This window comes from Bartonella sp. TT121SHDZB (assembly GCF_042193415.1).
In the GTDB taxonomy this organism is placed as follows: Bacteria; Pseudomonadota; Alphaproteobacteria; order Rhizobiales; family Rhizobiaceae; genus Bartonella.
On the sequence record NZ_JBHILR010000003.1, the window covers coordinates 54286 to 75271 of the forward strand.

Below are 20986 nucleotides of genomic sequence, written 5' to 3' on the forward strand. Positions count from 1 at the left end.
ATGAGGGGTCTTTTTTTAAAGACTCTATTGTTTAAAAGCCCTTTCTCAGAGTGATAAAAATTTACTCTCACTGTTTTATTTGATGATTATATTTAGTTAATATATTGATTTATAATGATAATTAGTCTTTTTACTTAATGAGAAGTTTGAATATCGTAGCATTAAATCATTTTGAATTAAACCATCTTATATTGATGTTGAATCAATCAAAATTATTTGTGTGCACTCTCACGAGAGGAGGGAGAAGGGGAGCATGAAAATTCCCTGTTTGGGGCTTTTTATTTTGTGCGAGAGATGTTATCCTATTAGATACTAGATTTAATGGTTATAGTTTATTACACATTTTGTATTATAGAGAGTAAATTTAAACTTTGTTGTTTCTTGTTTAACATTAATCATTGAAAATATCGCTTCCTTACATTGAAGTTTTTTACAAAGAATTTATTCTACTATTTCCTCATTTTCGACTGCTGTTCGTTCTGATTATTGTTAGTTCTTTGTTAAAATATTCAAAAAAAACATCAATTCTATAAAATGTTCACATAGTTTATTTAATTTCTTGAAATAGATTTTAAAAATAAATTTCTATCATATCTTGTGATCAAGGGAGTGTATATTGTCATAGTTTACCACAATATTCTATTTATTATTCAATAATACCGCACGCCAAACGTGCCCCCCCTCCGCCAAGCGGTAATGGTTTATCTGATTGATTATCAGCTCCTAAATGAATGACTAAAGAGCGCCCTTTAATTTCAGAGATTTTTTTTAATCGTGGAGCAAGAACGCTCATTATGGCATATCCCTGCTTATCAACATAAAGTGCTGGTAAATCACCAAGATGACCATTGACATTATAAGGTCCTAAATGTTTTCCGGTATGTTCCGGATCATAATGTCCACCTGCGCTTCCACCAATTATGCCATCTTTTGTATCACATGAAGGATTTACATGTACATGAAAACCATGCATCCCTTCTGATAAATTAGATAAATTAGGGATGAAAATCAAACCGTATGTGGTTTCTTCAATTTTAATGCTACCAATAGCCTTTTTGAAATTGTTGTCTTCTAATTTATAAATATTTACTTGTGTTGATAGTGCTAATGCAGAATTTTTATGAATTAAAAATGCCATAAAAAATAATAATGATAATAATATTTTTTTCATAAAATACCTTTATACTTATCTTTAAATATATTATTATATATAATTAATAATATATTTATATAATATGTCTTAAATTAAACTTTAAGAAAAATAATTTAAATAGAAATATTAGTTTTTAGAAAGAGCAAATAATTTAAAGTATGTTTATATATATTTCTGAACATAATTTTCATTTTTTGATCTATAAAAAATATAGCTTCCATAGACTGATAATTATATCTCGCTTACATTTCTTCAAGAGATGCTTTAAAAAGCTACTTTTTTGATGTTTAATAAAGAATTAAGTAAATAGTTTTAATAAGTTAGATGTTATTTCATTTATACTATGATAATCGCTTCATCAAAAAAGAACATATAATTTGTTGATGATTTAAATGTTTTCATAGAAAAAATGACGAGAATTTCTATTCATTATGAAATTTATAAGAGAAAGAATTATTATGATTCATATAAATTTCCCATAAAATACAGCATATACCGACACTCCCTCCCATTCCTGATCCTATCAGTGCTCCTATTATTATTCCGGTAGAAAGGGCTACTCCTATCCCCATTGCGATAACTGGACCAAATCCTGGAAGAGCAATATAACCATAAGCTGCAAGAGTTGCCGCGATAGCTCCTGATATGCTCCCATTTAAACCGCCAATGAAAGCAAATTCTTTAATAGAATGGCAACACTTTTTTAAATTTTTTTTCTTACAGTTATAAAAAGAAATGTTGCTGTAAATTTTAAAATCAATCATATTTTTCTCCTTCATTTTGAATGCTAACTGTTCCTGAATAGTCAAGGGATACGAAAAAATGGGACTTTTTTAATTTTACTAAAGCACGCCAAATGCCATTGTCATCTAAACGCAATCGTTTAATATTCTCAAAACCATTTTGCATAAGACAATTTTTAACTTGTGAAGCAGTAAATGAGTTCTGACCTATTTTAGTGACATTTTGAGTAGAGCTATAGGTAAAAGTTTGACAATAAGGAAGGTGAAAAACTTCACTTATTGAAGTACTGATTATCAGCGAGACACATACAATCATTATAAAAAAAGTACTTAATTTCAAAAATTTATTGAGTGTCATCTTGTTACCATTTGTTAAAACAACACTTCATTAACCTCTGTGTTACCAACAGGTTCCCAAGATGATTTTATTTTTAATATTATACTTAATAATAAAAATCTTTTAAAATCTATTGATTAAATAAAACTGTTTTTTATTATTTGATTTATAGTAAAAAATTTAACAGATGTGATTGGCAAGATATCTTTACAATTTAAGCTTGAATCTATAATTCATTTTTATCTTATCTCATATCAATATACTAAATATATATAATAGTTTTTAATAAAAAATGATTTATAGTAATATTAATTATAGATATTCTTATTATAAATAACAAAATATTCTTAACATCAGTAATAGATATGATTCAATATGCAATATAAAACCATAGAACTGATTATACCGTTTATTTTTCTCATTGATAACACATAGATTTATAATGGTTCCTCATTGTTTTATATATTAAATAAGCATCCAAAATATCGTATAATTCTTTTATTTCAAATCTGTTTATTTTAAATTAATTAAAATCATTCGTACATCATAAAAGGAGCTGGTGTATGATAAAAGGAATAAATAATGCCTCTTAGAAAGACTCCCCAATATAAGGGGTGTCTAAATATTAAAGGATGATAAATATAATAATGGCGCCAGCTTGTTTCTTCATAAGCGTAAAAATGATAGTGCTTAATAGCTTTCCGTTTATACCACTAACAGAATGTTATTGTGAAACGGGTTTAGGTTCCAGATCTTACTTTAAAACAAGCACATAAATTAATAGAATGAACAGTCTAGTATAATTTTTTACAAAAAATGTTAAAGATACTCTGAATTATATTAATTATTAAAAAACTAAACAATTCCTTTTTGTTATGCATAAGATCAAATTCTAAAACATTCTTAAATATTTATATCAGAAAATGTATGGTAGAGTATTGTATTTTTACTGAATAAATTTACTTTCAAAACGCATTATTCAAAATAATTATTTCTTTGCTTATTGATAACTTATACACTTATTATTATTTACTTTACGTTATTGTCCATTATTGCTTAGTAGAGTTGTTTAGATGATTTTGTTGGAAATATTTGCATAATTTCCTTGAATCCATAACCGGGATACATTCCTTCGCGCATAAATAAATTACGTAATGGCGGGAAACTATGTAACAAACCAAGCCCAATGCTTCGTATGATATGAACAGGCAACATATGAGAAAGTAGAGCAGAGTTCAGTGTATGAACAGCTCCACTTCGGATTAATATATCTGGTTTGCGGCATTTGTTATAATGTGCAACAATCATTTCAGAGTTAGAATTGGATATTTTATTGGGTAAAATATCAATTAAAGTTTGGACATCACGGAATCCTAAATTCAATCCCTGTGCTCCAATAGGGGGAAAAACATGAGCGGCTTCACCGACTAAAATTGTTCGGTTAGCAGCAAAATGATGAGAAAGAAGTCCGAAAAGCGGCCATGCTTGAATTGATGTTTCTAAGCTTAGCTTTCCAAGCATTGATTGCATTTTATTTTCAATCATTTTTGCAATTTTTTTTGGTTCTATATTCAATAATTCTTCAGCACGGGAAGGATGAACAACCCATACAAGACTAGATCTTCGTCCTGGTAGTGGAACCTGTGTAAATGGACCGTGTTCTGTATGAAATTCAGTTGATGTATTTTGATGAGAAAACTCATGAGAAAAGTTGAGAACAAGTGCTTTTTGTGGATAATTCCACTGTTTGACACTTATTCCTGCTGCGGCACGTGTAAGAGAGTGACGTCCATCAGCTGCAACAACAAGTGGTGCTTGAATGACTCTACAATCAGCAAGAGTAATACATACATGGTTTTTTGTATGATGAACAGATTTGGCTGCAGAAACAAATCTTGTAATATTAGGCGTATGTGTAACAGCATCGACTAAAGCACTGTTTAATTTTACGTTAGGTATATTATAGCCAAAAGCTTTTTCACCAATTTCAGCAGAAGAAAAATATACCGTAGGAGCATGCACAATTCTAGAAGTTACATCTATAATTCTCATGGACGATAAAGCAGCTGCATGTTTTTGAAGATTATCCCAAATATTGAGTTTTTGAAGCATGCGTATTGCAGGCATCATAAGAGCAGTTGTTCGTAACTCATCTGTATGAGCAGGGGGCCCAACAAGAAAAACAGAAAGCCCCTCATGTGCAAGATTCAGCGCAGCTAACATTCCGACAGGACCTGCACCAATAACAGCAATATCTTTATGCTCGTTCTTTTCAAAGATCACAACTGTTTGAACCTTTCTCCATTGATAAAATATTTTAATATTTCCAAATGATCACTCTCTTTTTATTATATGAAGCTCTTCTATTATTATAGTATGTAATAAATTATGCGATATAAAAAAGTAACCTTTTTATGATTTTTTATGCCGGATCATATCATCGGTAAAAAATGGCGTATTAATAGATGGATGAAGACTTTAAAAATGAGGATAAGAAAACCTTGAAACGTAAACTAACAAAGAAAATCAAAACAAATGCTAAATTATTACGCCATAAAAAAGTAACAATGCCACAAGCAAAGGCCTTTTCCGTTCATTTACTAACAGCTTCGGGATCATTTTTAGCGTTTCTTTCTCTTATATCAGCCTCTCAAAAAGAATGGACAGCTATGTTCTGTTGGCTTGGGCTTGCCCTTCTCGTTGATGGTATAGATGGACCAATTGCACGCAAACTTGATGTTAAATACGTTCTTCCAACATGGTCTGGAGAGCTGTTAGATAATATTATTGATTACGTGACTTATGTCTTAATTCCTGCCTTTGCACTCTATCAAAGTGGTTTCATGGGGGTAGGGTTATCATTTTCATTGAGTGCAATTATTGTTATTTCATCTGCTATTTATTATGCAGATACTAGTATGAAAACCAAAGAAAACTTTTTTAAAGGATTTCCTGTTGTTTGGAATATGATGGTTTTTACGCTTTTTGTCGTCAGACCAGGAGAGTGGATTACTTTTATCATTATTGTTTTATCGGCGATTATATCTTTTTTACCAATTTATTTTATCCATCCAGTAAGAGTTCTTCGTTTACGTAGAGTTAATTTTCCCATTTTTCTCTTATGGTGTGTTTTTGGTGTTTCTGCCTTCTTTTATCAACTAGAAGCTCCAGATTGGGTTAAAATAGGAATCTCGGTAACAGGAATTTATATATATTGTATTGGCGCAATCATGCAAATATTTCCTCAACTTGGGGCAAAAAATATTAAAAAACAATAAAATAGTTGTTTTTAAAAGGGTGTAAGATGCAAATTGACTTTGGAGCAGGTGATGATATTTCTTTTACGAAAGAAGGATGTGCTGGTATTATAAAGCTCACGCGTCCTTCAGCATTAAACGCTCTTAATCAACGAATGGTTTCAGCTTTAAAAAAAGCTCTCAGAACATGGGAAACAGATGATAATGTTTCTTGTGTCTTAATTGAAGGGGAGGGACGTGCTTTTTGTGCTGGTGGAGATGTTGTAGAAATCTATCATATGGGGAAAAGTGCCTCTGCTTGTCAATACTTTAGGGAGGAATATAGCTTGAATGCTTATATCAAACATTTTTCAAAGCCCTACATTTCTTTCTTAAACGGTATTTGGATGGGAGGAGGGGTAGGTATTTCTCTCTATGGTTCGCATCGAATTGTTACAGAAAATACAGTTTTTGCTATGCCAGAAGGTGCGATTGGCTTTTTCCCAGATGTAGGTGCAAGTTTTTTCTTACCATCTCTTCCCAATCATTTTGGCATCTATCTTGCATTAACGGGCGCACGCATAAAGTGGGGAGATTGTTTAAATTTAGGATTAGCAACACATGCCGTTCCTGAAATTGAATTCGATATGATTAGAAAAGCTGTTATTGAGCAAGGAGACCCCACTTTAGCTTTAAACGAGCAAGCAATTACAAAAGACTATGAAACGAGTCATGAAATACGTTATATTATTAACAGTTGTTTTAGTGCCCACAGCTTAGAAGAATGTCTTGAGTTGCTACATAAAAAAAGCAATGAAGATGTTTTATTTGCTAAAGAATGTTATGATATTTTGCAGTCACGTTCTCCGACAAGTTTAAAAGTTATCTGGAAACAAATGAAACAAAATTCATCTCAAACGTTGGAAAATTGTATGAAAATTGAAAACCGCATAGCGCATCATATGATTCATTCACATGATTTTTATGAAGGTATACGTGCTATGTTAATCGATAAAGATAAAAGACCTCAATGGCTGCCAGATAAGCTTTCAAATGTGACAGATGAAATGGTAGATTCTTACTTCCAACCTGTTGAACAAGAGTTATTATTGTGAAAAATAATTCACACAAACAGATTTCAAAAATCAATTTAATCTATAACTGTTACTTACGGTTTTTGGCACTTATTTGCTTAGTCCTAGGTATTTTTTATTGGATACGCCTTGTGGGGGTCTTTCCAGGTATTTTATGGCGTTTTGACCTTATGCCTTGGCAGTGGCAATTTGCATCAGCTATATTGGCTATTCTCTATCCTATTGCTTTAATTGGTCTTTGGATGTATTCACTATGGGGCATTCTTTTATGGTGTGTTGCCGCATTGATTGAAACAATAGCAATATATTATTCCGATTTTATTTATCAGTCTTTTGTACCATTATTTCATGGAATATTATTTTTAGCTTTTATTATCTTACAAATTATGATGATTTTTTTTAAAAGAGTAAAAAATAAAAAACCATTATGATTAAAATTTTTGAAAAAGATTTTTCAATCTTAAAAAGTCATCAAAAAGTTTTTTAAGTAATAAGTAAAAGATATTCACTTCAATTGCCAAACTTCTACTCTTTCTAAAAAGTTCCATAATATATATTATGCGATAATATGATGCAGAAGATAAATCCTTTATCCAAAAGAAAACCCTACTTTAAAACATCATCATAATATTTATATGATACAATTTGCTTTTAAAATAAAATTTGGTCTTTAAGGAATATTCCTTAAAGACCAAAAATAGTGATAACGAAATTACGTATAATAAAATAAGGAAAATTATTGCATAATTTTACAACGTTTCATACGTGCAAGATCACTCAAAACAGCATTACGATTGTTTAAAGCCGAAATTTCATTACTTTCACTGGATTTAGTATCCATAAAAAACAAAGCAGGTACAAATACAACACTTGCCGCTGCTAAAGCCACGTTTTTATTTCTTGCTTTAGAACGCTCTGCAATTGTATCATTAATCTGACGTTTATTAGCAAAAAACTCCCGTTGAATATCGGTGCAACTCATTGATCCATCATGTAATGTTGTCGTTGCAATATTTTTTTCTAAACGCCCCCCACATGCTGTCAAGGAAATCGCTAAAACAACAATACATACACCCCGCTTAAAATTCTTATACATAAAAACCTCATTTTAAACATAAAAAAAGTAATATTTATGTCAAAAATAAAACAAAATAAAGGCGAATTTTAAAAAGGCTTTATTTAACACAAAATATTGCGTTAATGGATTTATGCGTTTGTTTCAAAAGTAAGACCTTGATATGCAGGTTTTACATAGGATGGGACGTAATTTACGACCGCATTGTAATCCAGCGATCTATCCATATGTGTGAGTATCGCTTGTTTTGGCTTTAAATATTCTATCCATTGTAATGCTTGATCAACAGAAAAATGACTCGGATGAGGTTTAAATTGAAGAGCTTCAATGATAAGAACATCTAAATCCATTAGTTTGGATAATGTTTGTTCAGGAAATTCACTAACATCTGTACAATAGGCAACATTCCCAATCCGAAAACCTAAGGAATGAATGTTTCCGTGGTGTTGTAAATGTGTATTGATGCTTATTGCTCCACCCTGCCCTTGAATAATAAATTGGCTATCTTCATTGATAAGATGCTCTTTTAAAATGGGAGAATAAGATGAATCTTTTGGTGTTTGAAAACAATATCCGAAAGCGTTTTTGAGATGTTCTAGTGTAAATCTGTCGGCATAGATATCTATTAAACATTTTTGTGCAAGTGCATAGCTGCGTAAATCATCAATACCGTGGATATGGTCAGCATGAGAATGCGTGTAAAGAGCAGCATCAAGATGGTTCACATGCGCATCGATCATTTGTGAGCGAAAATCTGGACCCGTATCAATAACGATCGTTGTTTTGTCTCCTGATGGTTTAATACGTTCAACTAATAAAGAACTTCTGTAGCGTTTATTTTTAGGGTTATTCGGATCACATGTTCCCCAATCACCATTGGGGCGGGGCACTCCTGGAGAGGGACCACAGCCTAATATTGTAAATCGGTACTGATCACACATATCTTTTGCCTTATTTCATTTTACTAAATAAACGAAAAGCGTTACGGGTTGTTATTTGGGCTGTTTCTTCAATACTTAAGCCAATTATTTCAGCCAAAACAGCTGCCGTATAGCATACAAAAGATGGTTCATTTGTTTTGCCCCGATGGGGACTAGGTGCTAAGAATGGAGCATCTGTTTCCACTAACAAATGCTCATGGGGTACAATTTTTGCTATTTCACGGATTTCAAGTGCGTTTTTAAAAGTAAGAATACCTGAAAAAGAAATATAACCACCAAGTTCAATTCCTGCACGAGCAAGTTGCATTCCAGACGAATAACAATGAAGGATAAAGGGAAAAGCTCCTTCTTTTATCTGTTCACGTAATATTTTCTCCATATCATCATCTGCATTGCGTGAATGGATAACAAGAGGAATCTGTGTTTCTCGAGCAGCAATGATATGTTCTTGAAAAATTTTCTTTTGCTCTTCTGGTGTAGAATAATCATAATGATAATCAAGTCCCCCCTCCCCAAATGCAACAATTTTAGGGTGACTCGAAAGCTGTATAAGCTCTTTGGCTGTAATATTTTGCTCTTCATGCGCATGATTGGGGTGTGTACCAACAGAACAAAAGACTTGATCATAATTTTGCGCAATGGCTAACAGCTTATCTAATTTATGAACATGGGTTGAAATTGTTATCATACGTTTAACGTCAGCATCTAAAGCTCGCTGGATAACATTATCTAAATCCTGTGAAAAATCTTCAAAATCAAGATGACAATGCGTATCAATCAACATGATGAGTATCTTCTTTCTTCAAGATATAACGAGGAAAAATCGGTTCTGGTGGTGGAAGATCAAGTCCTTCTTGAATTTTTGAATGGCTTATATGATACAACAACCGATCATCTTCAGCAATCGCAAGGCTATCAAGAAGTTTTGCTGCTGATTGGGGTATGAAAGGCAAAAGCATTATTCCTATTCGCCGCAAGATTTCTACAGTTATATAAAGAACTGTAGAAAATCGCTCTGGATCATTCTTACGTAAACTCCAAGGTTGTTCATTGGCAAAATAGCGATTGGCATCTGCTACAATTGAAAAAATAGCTGAAAGTGCTAAATGCATACTATAAGAAGACATTGCTTGATGTATAGTTTCAAGCACTTGAAGAGATTGTTCTAAAAGCTGTTTATCTTGAACTAAAAATGAAGCTGGTAGCGGAACTTTTGCATCACAATTTTTGGCAATCATAGATAAAGAGCGCTGTGCTAAATTACCAAGATCATTAGCAAGATCAGCATTAATACGGTTCACAAGACTTTCATGGCTATAACTACCATCTTGTCCAAATGGTACTTCACGGAGAAGAAAATAACGGACCTGATCAAGACCATAATGATCAACCATTTCAAAAGGATCAACGACATTTCCAACAGATTTTGACATTTTTGCACCACGATTAAGTAAAAAACCATGGGCAAAAATATTCTGAGGCAAGTCAATCCCAGCAGACATTAAAAATGCCGGCCAATAGACTGCATGAAAACGAATAATATCCTTACCAATAATATGCGTATTAGCAGGCCAAAAATCACGTTTTGTTGAATTTTCATTGAAAAAACCAATTGCTGATAAATAATTCGTAAGCGCATCAACCCAGACATACATTACGTGCTTTGGATTATCGGGAACAGCAATGCCCCAATTAAAACTTGTGCGTGAAATAGAGATATCTTTTAATCCCGATTTGATAAAACTTATAATTTCATTACGCCGCTCAAGTGGCAAAATAAAATCAGGATATTTTTCATAATATTCAAGAAGAGCCTTTTCATAACGAGAAAGTCTAAAAAAATAACTTTCTTCTTCATTCCATTCAACTGGAGAGCCTAATTCCTTCTCGCGACGGATGTTGTCTGCTCCAACTTCTGTATCTTTCTCTTCATAATACGCTTCTTGGCGAACCGAATACCAACCCGTATAACGGTCGAGATAAATATCGCCATTTGTCTCCATCTTTTTCCAAATTTCTTGACAAGCTTGATAATGGCGCTCTTCTGTCGTACGGATAAAATCATCGTTAGAACAATTTAATACTGCAAGCATTTTTTGAAACACAGCACTATTACGATCTGCAAGTTGCTGAGGTGTCATGCCCAATGCTGCTGCCGTTTGTTGCATCTTTAGACCATGTTCATCTGTACCAGAAAGAAAAAATACATTTTTTCCGTTTAATCGTTGAAAGCGGGCTAAAACATCACTTGCAATGGCACTATAGGCATGCCCAATATGTGGAGCACCATTAGGATAAAAAATAGGAGTTGTTATGTAATATGTGTCATGCATGTCATACTCATTGTAAAACGCCATAAATAAAAGATACAATGACATAACGTCTGTTCATCACATTGTCACGGAAAAACTAATCCTCGTGAATGATCTTATGAACTCTAAAAAGCACGTTAATCACAAACTGCTTCTTATCGAGATTAAACACTTGCACTTCCTCTATTTCTTGATGAATCTCTTGCCACTTTTGCGCATATTTTTTTGAGAGAAATAAATCTCCTTTTTCAATGAGCATGATAGCTTTTTTTTGAATTTTATCAAGAATTTCATTACAAAATTGTTGAAATTGGAATATGGAAGAAGCAGATGAAAATGTTTGTGCAAGAGTGTGTACAATCGTTGCATCACAAACAGGTTTTTCTAAGAGAGCATCTATCGTTTTAATAATTTCAAGACCGCCGTGGCAAATAAGTAAAGCAGCTTTTCGAGGACTGCCTTTGGATTTTTTAATAATCGTTTTCATAGTTTTCTCATCAGGTAAATCCTGATGGGCGAAAATATGTGTAATGACTTTTTTCATTTCATCGTTATTCAATGGACGAAAAGAAATTTTTTGACATCGTGAATGGATTGTTGGAAGCAATTTTCCTGAAGAGTGCGCGATAATAATAAATAACGTTTTTGTAGGGGGTTCTTCAAGTATTTTGAGAATTGCATTTGCTGCATTTCTATTCATATCATCTGCAGAATCAATAATAACAATACGCCATCCATTGTCTTGCGATGTTCGGCTTAAAAAATGCATAATATCACGGATATCATCAACGAGTATTCCTGTTTTAAACTTTTGCGTTTTTACATCAAATCGACGTGAAATATACAAAAGACCAGGGTGACTTCCTTGTGTAATTTGGCGCCATGAGGTAGAATAAGGATCGGGTTTCAAGAAAGAACTCTGTTGAAAACTTAAAATATTCCAAGCAAGATGAAAGGCTAATGTAGCCTTTCCAATCCCATATTCTCCTTCAAATAATAATGCATGATGCAAACGCTTTTCTTTAAGCATTTGTGTCAAAAAATGACGAATATCCTCATGACCAAAGATAACATTGTTCTGGGATGGTGATAAAATTGTATCAATATCATCATATTGGTGTAAGATATTTACGTTACTCATGAAAGCTGATCCAACAATACCTGATGACAAATATTTTTTATTTGATGAGCAATAGCTTCCACTGAGCCAGTGGCATCAATGATTCGAAATCTATGGGGTTCTTGTTTGGCCAGTTGAAGAAAAGCTTGACGCCTTTGTTCTTGAATTTCCAACTGATCTTTTTCAAAATAATCAATTTCTTCTGTTTTTTTTCTTCGCAAATTTGCACGCTTCATACCCCATATTGCTGGCATATCTAATAAAAATGTTAAATGAGGCATGATATCATTGAGCGCAACATACTCTAAAACAGAAAGAACAGAAGAACTGACTCTATTATTGAGTCCTTGATAAACGCGTGTAGAATCAATAAAGCGGTCACATAAAACGATTTTACCTTTTTGCAAAGAAGGTGCGATAACTTCATGAAAATGGTCAGCGCGTGCCGCTGTAAACAAAACAGCTTCAATCAATGGTCCATACTGTTGTATCTTCCCTGACAATAAAATATGTCGGATTGCTTCTGCTCCTGCCGTTCCTCCTGGTTCTCGTGTTGTAACAACATCATAACCTTTGTGAGAGAGATACTCAGCAAGCAAAGAAATCTGTACTGTTTTTCCTACTCCCTCCCCTCCTTCGAATGTAATAAAATAACCTGACACGTATGACCTTAACCTTATTAGCGCGTAACTATAAATATTTCCGTAACCATCCAATTGTTATTTCATAGAATGCATTTTTTACTTTTGCAAAGAAGCTTCCTTCCTGAACATTCATTCCGGCAAAAACTGGTTTTTCCAGAAGAACCTTTTTATCTTCTAAAATTTGAATAACGCCAACTGATTGCCCAGAAATGATGGGGGCTTTCAATGGACCATGATATTTAATTTTTGCTTTAACATTTACTTTTTTTTCATTTGAAAGCATAAAACTTATTGGTGTTTTAACAATGAGTGGAACAAAATTTTGCTTACCACCATAAACAGAAGCACGACCAACCGTTTCTTCTTTTGTGAAAATCGTTTTAAGATCAAATGCCGTCATTCCCCATTGAAGAATGCGTTCTATTTCTTTTGTATATTTTTTTCCATCTTGCAAACCATTAATTGCTAAAAAAAGACGTCGATGATTTTTAGAAATGGTAGCAACCATTGAAAAACCTTCTTTTTTACTGTAGCCAAAACCAAATCCTTCTACACCAATTTCCTTAGAAATAAGAGGGTTTTTGTTACGTTGAAAAATATTATTCCACGTAAAATGAGGTTCACGATAAAGTGCATAATAATCTGGATATTCCTGAGTAATGTAACGTGCTAATATAATCATATCATGCACTGTTACAAATTGCCCCTCTTCGGGAAGCCCTGTTGCATTAACAAAATGACTCTGAGATAGTCCAATCATTTTAGCGCGCTGATTCATCAACTTTGCGAAATGAGCTTCATCTCCTGATATGCCTTCAGCAAGAATAATAGCAGCATCATTTCCATTGACAATAATTAAACCACGCAACAGATCAGAAACACTGATTTCTGTTTTTATCTTTGCAAACATAGTGGTTGTACCAGAAGGTGCTCCACCCTTGCGCCAAGCATTTTCACTGACCTTAAATTTCTGCGTACTTTTTAATAATCCTTTTTTTAATTGATAAAATACAACTTCTGCTGTCATCAATTTTACTAATGAAGCAGGAAAAAAAGGAATAGCACTTTGTTTTTCATAGAGTACTGTCTCTGTATCATCATCGAGTAATAACAATTGGGATGCGGGAGTTTGAAAATCTTGTGCTCTCCCCCACGTATCAAATGCCAATACTCCCCATAATATCAATAAGATCCTTAATGTTGTATACATAGCCGCTCCTCCCATCTAAAGATCAGCTTAAAAAAACTATTATATAGGAAAAAACTTTTTGATTTCTGAAAATTGAGGAATTATTTACAACTCATAAAAAGATTTTATTTTCATTTAGCGTTAGAAAAAATAATATGACACGTTTTTTATCTTCCTTGTAGGTTCAGTTTAACATTTTAAAGTACGAAAGACAAAAGATTTTCTCCTATTTTTATTGATAGTATTTTGATTTGTTATGATAAATTATCATTTTAAAATTGAAGCTAACTCAAAATACTGTAAGATTCTCTCATCTCCTCCTCTCATATTGAATTCATTAAAAATCGCTTGCTTACGCGTCATAAGAAAGGTTGGTATATGGGTAAAAATTATTAAAGAAGAGAGTAAAATATTTCTTATAAACCTCTCAAGTGTTAAGGATTATCGCAAAACATTGGGGGCAAAGTGTATGTTGGTGTCGGTTTATATCTTCATAAGTGTAAAGATAGTGATACCTAAAGGCTTTATAATTACACCATTCATGGGCATTGTTGTAAAATAAACTTAAGAGTATTGAGGATATATCTCCTTAAAATAAGTGCTTGAATGGGCAATGCAAGTGTATTTTTTTTGAAGCGCTCTACTTTACGTGAGGCACTTTAACCCCATTAAAGAACGTGATAAACAAAAGCATGAGACCATGCATAATCTCTATCATAAGATATTGCGGTATGTGTTTTAGAAAGCTGTAAAACCGAATCAAAAGGAAATATTCTTTAACTTTTTAAGCTTTTTATTTCTTCCCAAATTAAATTGTATAGCTGTTCGCTTTAAGATAAAAGCTTTACAATAAATCCGAACTTTTTATCATTTTTTATTTGAAAATTATATTGATTAAAAACCAATGCATTTTTTCTTAAAACAGTTGTAGCCAATTTGCTTTTGTCTTCTTGTTTAGTTTATTTATAGAAGCAACTTGATCGAATGGTACCGGCTTATCAACCATGATAGGACCAACTTCTGGCAATTTCACTGCAACAGTTTTATTGCGTTGTTCCTGTTCAATAGCAGCTGCTTTAGCTAATTCTTTTTTGTTTTCTGTATTGCGCTGCTCTTTTAATAAAACAGTTTCTCTTTTTTTCGAAACATTCTCCGACGCTAATGAATATGACGCAGCATTTCCTGGAGTGTAAGAGGCCATTAAATATGCACCATCATAATAGCCAACAGGTGCTTCAGCAATATATTCTACTTTAACATCTGCAACCCCCCTATCGACATAACCAAGTATTGTTGCAGCTTGCCTTGATAAATCAATAATTCGGTCTTTCATAAAAGGTCCGCGATCATTCACTCTAACAATGATTGAAGACCCATTTTTCAAATTAGTAACACGAGCATAGCTAGGTAAAGGCATTGTAGGATGAGCGGCAGTCAAAAGATTCATGTCATAAATTTCACCATTGGCAGTTAAACGCCCATGAAAGTCTGAACCATACCATGAGGCTTCACCAACACGTTTATAAGTCGGATCAGTTTGAGGATAATACCACTTTCCTTTTATTTGATAAGGTTTACCAACAACGATCCGCCCACGCTTTTTTTCTTCCGACTGTTTTTTCTTATTGGATACTTGTTTAGGCAAAACAGAAGTATTTACGACAATTGGTTTATTATAATAGGAATCTTTTATTGAAAACTGCATAATTTGGCTTGCGCAACAAGACACCAATGACTGAGAAATGACTATCATAGAAAATAATTGAAGTATCGATTTAATAATAGAAGTAAATTTCTTTTTTCTATTTAAAAGCATCTATTCAGTCCACTTATTCTGTTAAGTATTGCTGTAAAAGTCACGTCACGCTTTCTGTACGTGATAGGAAAATTCATATTTTAATGATTTCCCTCGCGCATATACCTTCTTTGAATTTGGTCCTTTTATCAAAGAATTAATATATTGTTAACCTTATTTCGTGATCTTTATAAGAAATAAATGCCCTATAATAGAAATTTAAAAGAATAAAAATAAATAAATCAAAATCTTACTGAAAAATCATCTCATAATATAAACTGTGAATAAGTATGCTGATTTTAGCAGCTTATTTTGTGAATCATGCAATGAAATAGGTATTTAAAAGCAGTCCATGAATTGCAAAATTAGCAGCCACATATCATAAGCATAAAGCACTTTTGGGTTGGACAGGAAACTGCATGGCATCACTCTAATACCAAAACAGCCGGTAAAAAGATCGGCAATAGAACCAATCAAAGAAATCACAATCTGTGGACTTTTGTATAACGATTAATTTTATTTAAAATTGGTGAGCGCGCAGGGATTCGAACCCTGGACCTACTGATTAAAAGTCAGTTGCTCTACCAGCTGAGCTACGCGCTCCCATACAAGCTATCTAGTTTGCAGAAAGTGAAAGGAACATACGGTTGACTTTTCATTTGGTCAACACCTTTTGAAAAAAAATATTATTATTTTCTTCAGTTATCAATAATTTTCTCTTTCCTCCCTACCCTATCATTTTATAGATATTCTTCGAATCTTTTTTTGAAGTCTCAATAAAGGGGTAATCTAACTATAAAATATTCCATAGATTTGAAACGCTAAAATTATGAAAAATCAAAAACTTTTCCCCACATATACGGATTTTTGAGTATTTTGAGTAGAACAGAAAAAATACCTCTCGCTACAGAGAGTATATCATTTTTATATCGTCCTATTTTCTTTTCTAATTTTCAAATATGAATATCGTATTTATAATACAGAATATTGATCTATAATAATTTATCGTTTTATGTATTGAATAAGAGATCTGAATACCTTAGAGATTTTATCATTTCAAATCCCTTTATATTGAAACAATCAAAATCATTTGCTCGACTAATAAAAGTGAGAGAATAAAACTATACAAAAAAGAAATGAAAATGATTCTTATGTCTTTTTTCAATAACTAAAAATTATCGAAATATTAAGGGGATAGCAAAATAGTATGATAATGTCAGTGCGTTTGATATAGAAATGCGGCAACCCAATAGATTTTATATTATTCATGACAAAATCTTGATGAAAGCAAGCACACAAAGAGATATCATTTTTTTATGTACCAATAAGCAACAATAGCATTCTGGAAATATAACTTTTATTCATGCACAATAACTATATCACAAGAGCTAAATTATTCTATAGAATAAAGCAGATATAAAGAAAAAATTTATTTTTATTGAAAATATTCCAAATGGATATAGAGTATGTTCAATACTATATCTGTAGATAATTTTACTAAGAATAAAAAAGCAAAAATAATATGCAAATTGATTCTAAATACACATCGAGTAATCAACCATGCTATTGATGAAATACCTTCTAATTAGCTTTTTATACCAGAAATTACAAGATGCGTAGATATATTTTTAAAAGAGTAAGATAACAATGCTCATAAAATTTATTGTCTGATCATTTAGCTTAGTAGAGATGTAAAATATTTTTATATATAATTTAAAAACAATATTTTAATAATGTTATTAAAGTAAAATTTTGCATTTATAGTGCATTAAATATAAATAAATATATTACCTTAATAAATTCACTTATAAGATCAAAAATAAAGAAAATAGTTTTTATTTAGCGAAAAAAACTTATAGAATTATTATATATACACGTATTTTTTAATGTAATCCTTTTTTATTATTTTGATTGGAACATTGAATGTTGACATGTAAACAATATGAATTACTCTTGTTTATTCACAATCATATAAAAGAAACCGGTGTTCCTCCTTCTTTTGAAGAAATGAAAAATGCATTAGAACTTTCTTCAAAGTCTGGTATTCATAAGCTTATTATAGCCTTAGAACAACGAGGTTTTATACGTCGTTTGCCCAATCGGGCTCGTGCAATGGAGGTGATTCGGCTTCCCGAGAAAATAACATTTAGTCTTTCTTTAGCACGTAAAATTTCTCCCAGTATGATAGAAAAAAATAAAAGAGAAATATCAAAAAGTTTGAGTCACTTTGATGAAGAAGAAAAAAAAAATATCACCATTCCTATTATGGGACGTATTTCTGCGAGCGTACCCGCCTCTGCTATACTGCAACAAATAAACAGCCTTTCTCTCCCACTCGATATGGTTAATACAGGTGAGCACTACGCATTAGAAGTGAAAGATGATTCTATGATGGAGGCTGGTATCCTTGATAAAGATACGATCATTGTGAAACGTCAAAATACAGCAATAACAGGTGAAATCATTGTTGCGTTTATTGATAAAAAAGAAGCCACATTAAAACGTTATCGACGCAAAGGAGCTTCTATTGCATTAGAAGCCGCAAATCCTCATTATGAAGTACGAACATACGAATCCGACCGTGTAGAAATACAAGGCAAACTTACCGGACTTATTCGCAAATATTAAAAAATAAACCTTATAGTACGCGATAGATATCGCAATAAGAAGCTTAAGAAACTGTTGAGTATTTTTTTATTGTGCCACATGCAATTGACTTCTTCTCCACAGCCAAAGAAGACCCCCAATTCGGTTTATAAACAATCCAGATCCTTATCGAGCGGGCTTCACTTTCCCTTCCCTCCATGTCCTTCATTTACGCCAGGCTTGACAAGTAAGCTTTAAAATATTCACCACGTACTTTGTAAAAGAACTTGAATGCTGTGAAGGAAGCAGCCTTATATCCTCCTCCTCAATGACAGAGTTTTACGATATAATAGGAAAAAATTGTATGCATGCATAAAAACACATAAAATTTTGTAGAAAAAAATCAAATAACTTTGTAACAGATTGTATTGCATAGGTATAAAAATAAAGAACATTATTTTTAAGTTAGTAAAAGCGTAACTCAATCATTGATAGTAATTGTAGGATCATCATGGTCGCACCTCGTATTAGTTTTGTCTCCCTCGGATGCCCAAAAGCACTCGTTGATTCTGAGCGAATTATTACAAGCCTTCGCTCTGAAGGGTATGAAATTTCGCGTCAACATCAAGGGGCTGATGTCGTTATTGTGAATACCTGTGGTTTTCTTGACTCTGCCAGAAAAGAATCACTTGCTAATATTGATGAAGCTCTCAAAAAAAATGGAAAAGTTATTGTAACAGGGTGTCTTGGTGCTGATCCTGATGTTATTCGCCAAGCATACCCTAATGTATTGGCCATTACAGGACCACAAGCTTATGAAACTGTTATAGAAGCTGTTCATACGGCAATTCCTCCTGTTCATGATCCTTTTCTTGATTTAGTTCCTCCCCAAGGTATTCGTTTAACACCTCGCCATTACGCCTACTTAAAGATTTCTGAAGGATGCTCTAACCGGTGTAGTTTTTGTATCATCCCTACACTGCGTGGTGATCTCACTTCACGCCCCATCAGCGATGTTCTTCGCGAAGCTGAAAAACTTGTACAAGCAGGTGTAAAAGAACTTTTGGTTATTTCACAAGATACGAGTGCTTATGGCATTGATCTTAAATATCTCGAGAATTCTTGGAAAGATCGCACAATCAAAACGAAATTTTTTGACCTTTGTCGCGAACTGGGCGATATGGGAATTTGGGTACGTATGCATTACGTTTATCCTTATCCCCATGTTGATGAAGTTATCGAGCTTATGGCTGTAAAAAAAATTCTCCCTTATCTGGATATACCTTTTCAGCATGCATCACCAACTGTTTTGCGTCATATGAAGCGTCCCGCACTTATGGAAAAAACAAACAGAAGAATTGAAAAATGGCGGAAAATATGTCCAGATCTTACTTTGCGATCAACGTTTATTGTTGGTTTTCCTGGTGAAACGAATGAAGATTTTAATATACTCCTAGAATGGCTAGAAGAAGCAAAAATTGAACGAGCTGGGTGCTTTAAATATGAAGAAGTAAAAGGAGCCGTTGCAAATAATTTGGGATTAGAAAATATTCCTGAAGACGTAAAAGAAAACCGCTGGCATCGTTTTATGGCAAAACAACAACAAATTTCTACGCATCTTTTAAAGAAAAAAATTGGAAAAAGACTCCAAGTGCTTATCGATGAAAGTCAAGGAAAAATTGCTAAAGGGCGTAGTCAATACGATGCTCCAGAAATAGATGGTGTTGTCCATATATCATCACGACGTCCACTGCGTGTGGGTGAATTTGTCACCGTTAAAATCGAACAATCGGATGCTTATGACCTTTATGGTATCGCCGTTTAAAAACTTAACCCCTTCTAGGTTCTAAATGACGAAGACTCCTATCAGAGTCGGTTTATAAAAAAGTGACTTCTCACAATAAAGCCCGATCACTTATGTAACTCACTTCATGAGAATTTACCGGAAGTCCTTACCCTGAATATTCGCTATACATTCTAAAAATGTAGTAAAATTTATATATTCTCTTAGTATACTACTCTAAATGATAGTGTTTTATGGTACAACAGGATAAGATAACATTCATACGGCTCTCTTCGTCTTTAATTAAAGAATAAACCGGATAGTCACACTATTTTTCCGTTTTTAATATTTCGATAGTCATTGGTTCGTCAAAAAAGGCTTTTTTCAATTGTGTTTTCTACACACAAGAATTCCACTTGTTATATGCAAGGGAATGTTTATGGATGTAATATAAGAGAATTTGAAATAAAATAATTTTATAGCTAAATTGCAAAACAATAAATTATCGTATTATCTATGCTGCTGAGGAAGATATGGAAAATTTTTCTCAAGCAATGCAATTCCCGATTATTCTTATAAATAAATATATTGATTTATAAGAATAATTTGCTTTTTTGCATGTTGAATGAGAGTCCCGAATATCGTAAGATTCTCTCATTTCAGACCTGTTTACATTGAATCAATCAAAATCATTCGTTTGTACGTTACAAGCGGGATGAATGTGTGGATAAAAATTATTAAAGAAAGAACTAAAAATGGTTTTTATGAATCGTCTTAAGTGCCAAGGGCTGTAGTAACCCACGAGCTGGCAAAGTGTGTTGATGATGCTGGCTTACTCCTTAATAAACGTAAAGATGGAGGGCTTAATGGATTTCATGGTATCCCCTTCACAGATGCCATCATGAAGTGGGCTTGGGTGCTCTTTGAGAGATGTCTCTTTAAGGAAGCATCTTATTTTAAAATCTTTGAACTTATTTT

General features: G+C 32.9%; 17 protein-coding genes and 1 tRNA gene. 5 read left to right on the plus strand and 13 right to left on the minus strand.

Annotated elements, in window-relative coordinates:
* Nucleotides 1–646: 646 nt before the first annotated feature.
* The 4 genes from sodC to ACFIKI_RS02690 form a co-directional block, all read right to left on the minus strand.
* Nucleotides 647–1171, minus strand: a complete 525-nt coding sequence (sodC, locus tag ACFIKI_RS02675; protein ID WP_375665562.1) for a superoxide dismutase [Cu-Zn] SodC — start codon at nucleotides 1169–1171, stop codon at nucleotides 647–649.
* A 404-nt stretch (nucleotides 1172–1575) separates the two neighbouring features.
* Nucleotides 1576–1932 (minus strand): hypothetical protein, encoded by a 357-nt coding sequence (locus ACFIKI_RS02680; RefSeq protein WP_375623219.1) that lies wholly within the window; start codon nucleotides 1930–1932, stop codon nucleotides 1576–1578.
* The gene (locus ACFIKI_RS02685) at nucleotides 1910–2254 is read right to left on the minus strand and encodes a hypothetical protein (protein WP_375665563.1); all 345 of its coding nucleotides are present in this window, start codon (nucleotides 2252–2254) and stop codon (nucleotides 1910–1912) included. The genes ACFIKI_RS02680 and ACFIKI_RS02685 overlap by 23 nt, the downstream gene beginning before the upstream one ends.
* Nucleotides 2255–3289: 1035 nt before the next feature.
* Nucleotides 3290–4516, minus strand: coding sequence for a UbiH/UbiF family hydroxylase (locus ACFIKI_RS02690; protein ID WP_375665564.1), 1227 nt, complete (start codon nucleotides 4514–4516; stop codon nucleotides 3290–3292).
* A gap of 182 nt (nucleotides 4517–4698) precedes the next feature.
* Between ACFIKI_RS02690 and pcsA the strand changes: the two genes are divergently transcribed.
* From pcsA to ACFIKI_RS02705, 3 genes are read left to right on the plus strand one after another with little or no spacing between them, the layout of a single operon-like run.
* Nucleotides 4699–5511, plus strand: a complete 813-nt coding sequence (gene pcsA, locus ACFIKI_RS02695; protein WP_375623213.1) for a phosphatidylcholine synthase — start codon at nucleotides 4699–4701, stop codon at nucleotides 5509–5511.
* Between the two features lie 26 nt (nucleotides 5512–5537).
* Nucleotides 5538–6584 carry an enoyl-CoA hydratase/isomerase family protein gene (locus ACFIKI_RS02700; RefSeq protein ID WP_375665565.1) on the plus strand — a complete coding sequence of 349 codons (1047 nt, stop codon included), beginning with the start codon at nucleotides 5538–5540 and terminating at the stop codon, nucleotides 6582–6584.
* The gene (locus tag ACFIKI_RS02705; RefSeq protein WP_375665566.1) at nucleotides 6581–6994 is read left to right on the plus strand and encodes a DUF6163 family protein; all 414 of its coding nucleotides are present in this window, start codon (nucleotides 6581–6583) and stop codon (nucleotides 6992–6994) included. Before ACFIKI_RS02700 ends, ACFIKI_RS02705 begins: the two co-directional genes overlap by 4 nt.
* A 305-nt stretch (nucleotides 6995–7299) precedes the next feature.
* Here the strand turns inward: ACFIKI_RS02705 and ACFIKI_RS02710 are convergent, their stop codons facing one another.
* The 9 genes from ACFIKI_RS02710 to ACFIKI_RS02750 all read right to left on the minus strand — a co-directional run bounded on the left by ACFIKI_RS02710 (nucleotide 7300) and on the right by ACFIKI_RS02750 (nucleotide 16242).
* A complete protein-coding gene (locus ACFIKI_RS02710) occupies nucleotides 7300–7659 on the minus strand; it encodes a hypothetical protein (protein WP_375665567.1) in 360 nt (119 codons plus the stop codon).
* 110 nt (nucleotides 7660–7769) lie between these two features.
* Entirely contained in the window at nucleotides 7770–8579 is an 810-nt protein-coding gene (locus tag ACFIKI_RS02715; RefSeq protein WP_375665568.1) for an MBL fold metallo-hydrolase, read from the minus strand.
* A gap of 10 nt (nucleotides 8580–8589) precedes the next feature.
* Nucleotides 8590–9363: a TatD family hydrolase gene (locus ACFIKI_RS02720; RefSeq protein ID WP_375665569.1), complete on the minus strand. Its 774-nt coding sequence runs from the start codon at nucleotides 9361–9363 to the stop codon at nucleotides 8590–8592.
* Nucleotides 9353–10912 carry a methionine--tRNA ligase gene (metG, locus tag ACFIKI_RS02725; RefSeq protein ID WP_375665570.1) on the minus strand — a complete coding sequence of 520 codons (1560 nt, stop codon included), beginning with the start codon at nucleotides 10910–10912 and terminating at the stop codon, nucleotides 9353–9355. Before metG ends, ACFIKI_RS02720 begins: the two co-directional genes overlap by 11 nt.
* A gap of 76 nt (nucleotides 10913–10988) precedes the next feature.
* Nucleotides 10989–12032 (minus strand): DNA polymerase III subunit delta', encoded by a 1044-nt coding sequence (locus ACFIKI_RS02730; RefSeq protein WP_375665571.1) that lies wholly within the window; start codon nucleotides 12030–12032, stop codon nucleotides 10989–10991.
* On the minus strand, nucleotides 12029–12673 hold the full coding sequence (tmk, locus tag ACFIKI_RS02735; protein WP_375665572.1) for a dTMP kinase: 645 nt from the start codon (nucleotides 12671–12673) through the stop codon (nucleotides 12029–12031). The genes ACFIKI_RS02730 and tmk overlap by 4 nt, the downstream gene beginning before the upstream one ends.
* A gap of 28 nt (nucleotides 12674–12701) precedes the next feature.
* Nucleotides 12702–13865, minus strand: coding sequence for a D-alanyl-D-alanine carboxypeptidase family protein (locus ACFIKI_RS02740; RefSeq protein ID WP_375665573.1), 1164 nt, complete (start codon nucleotides 13863–13865; stop codon nucleotides 12702–12704).
* 895 nt (nucleotides 13866–14760) lie between these two features.
* Nucleotides 14761–15660, minus strand: coding sequence for a septal ring lytic transglycosylase RlpA family protein (locus tag ACFIKI_RS02745; protein WP_375665574.1), 900 nt, complete (start codon nucleotides 15658–15660; stop codon nucleotides 14761–14763).
* Between the two features lie 506 nt (nucleotides 15661–16166).
* Nucleotides 16167–16242, minus strand: a tRNA-Lys gene (locus tag ACFIKI_RS02750).
* Nucleotides 16243–17562: 1320 nt separating this feature from the next.
* On the opposite strand from ACFIKI_RS02750, the gene lexA reads away from it, so the two are divergent.
* Together lexA and rimO are read left to right on the plus strand one after the other, a co-directional pair.
* Complete coding sequence (gene lexA, locus ACFIKI_RS02755) at nucleotides 17563–18267, plus strand: transcriptional repressor LexA (RefSeq protein WP_375623192.1); 705 nt, start codon at nucleotides 17563–17565, stop codon at nucleotides 18265–18267.
* A gap of 469 nt (nucleotides 18268–18736) precedes the next feature.
* Nucleotides 18737–20050, plus strand: coding sequence for a 30S ribosomal protein S12 methylthiotransferase RimO (rimO, locus tag ACFIKI_RS02760; RefSeq protein WP_375665575.1), 1314 nt, complete (start codon nucleotides 18737–18739; stop codon nucleotides 20048–20050).
* The last annotated feature ends 936 nt before the right edge of the window (nucleotides 20051–20986 follow it).

Bases quoted from the DNA above. Each gene is read 5' to 3' on its own strand.
- sodC (WP_375665562.1), bottom strand. From the start codon at position 1,171: ATGAAAAAAATATTATTATCATTATTATTTTTTATGGCATTTTTAATT.
- ACFIKI_RS02680 (WP_375623219.1), bottom strand. From the start codon at position 1,932: ATGAAGGAGAAAAATATGATTGATTTTAAAATTTACAGCAACATTTCT.
- ACFIKI_RS02685 (WP_375665563.1), bottom strand. From the start codon at position 2,254: ATGACACTCAATAAATTTTTGAAATTAAGTACTTTTTTTATAATGATT.
- pcsA (WP_375623213.1), top strand. From the start codon at position 4,699: ATGGATGAAGACTTTAAAAATGAGGATAAGAAAACCTTGAAACGTAAA.
- ACFIKI_RS02700 (WP_375665565.1), top strand. From the start codon at position 5,538: ATGCAAATTGACTTTGGAGCAGGTGATGATATTTCTTTTACGAAAGAA.
- ACFIKI_RS02710 (WP_375665567.1), bottom strand. From the start codon at position 7,659: ATGTATAAGAATTTTAAGCGGGGTGTATGTATTGTTGTTTTAGCGATT.
- ACFIKI_RS02715 (WP_375665568.1), bottom strand. From the start codon at position 8,579: ATGTGTGATCAGTACCGATTTACAATATTAGGCTGTGGTCCCTCTCCA.
- ACFIKI_RS02720 (WP_375665569.1), bottom strand. From the start codon at position 9,363: ATGTTGATTGATACGCATTGTCATCTTGATTTTGAAGATTTTTCACAG.
- metG (WP_375665570.1), bottom strand. From the start codon at position 10,912: ATGCATGACACATATTACATAACAACTCCTATTTTTTATCCTAATGGT.
- ACFIKI_RS02730 (WP_375665571.1), bottom strand. From the start codon at position 12,032: ATGAGTAACGTAAATATCTTACACCAATATGATGATATTGATACAATT.
- ACFIKI_RS02740 (WP_375665573.1), bottom strand. From the start codon at position 13,865: ATGTATACAACATTAAGGATCTTATTGATATTATGGGGAGTATTGGCA.
- ACFIKI_RS02745 (WP_375665574.1), bottom strand. From the start codon at position 15,660: ATGCTTTTAAATAGAAAAAAGAAATTTACTTCTATTATTAAATCGATA.
- lexA (WP_375623192.1), top strand. From the start codon at position 17,563: ATGTTGACATGTAAACAATATGAATTACTCTTGTTTATTCACAATCAT.
- rimO (WP_375665575.1), top strand. From the start codon at position 18,737: ATGGTCGCACCTCGTATTAGTTTTGTCTCCCTCGGATGCCCAAAAGCA.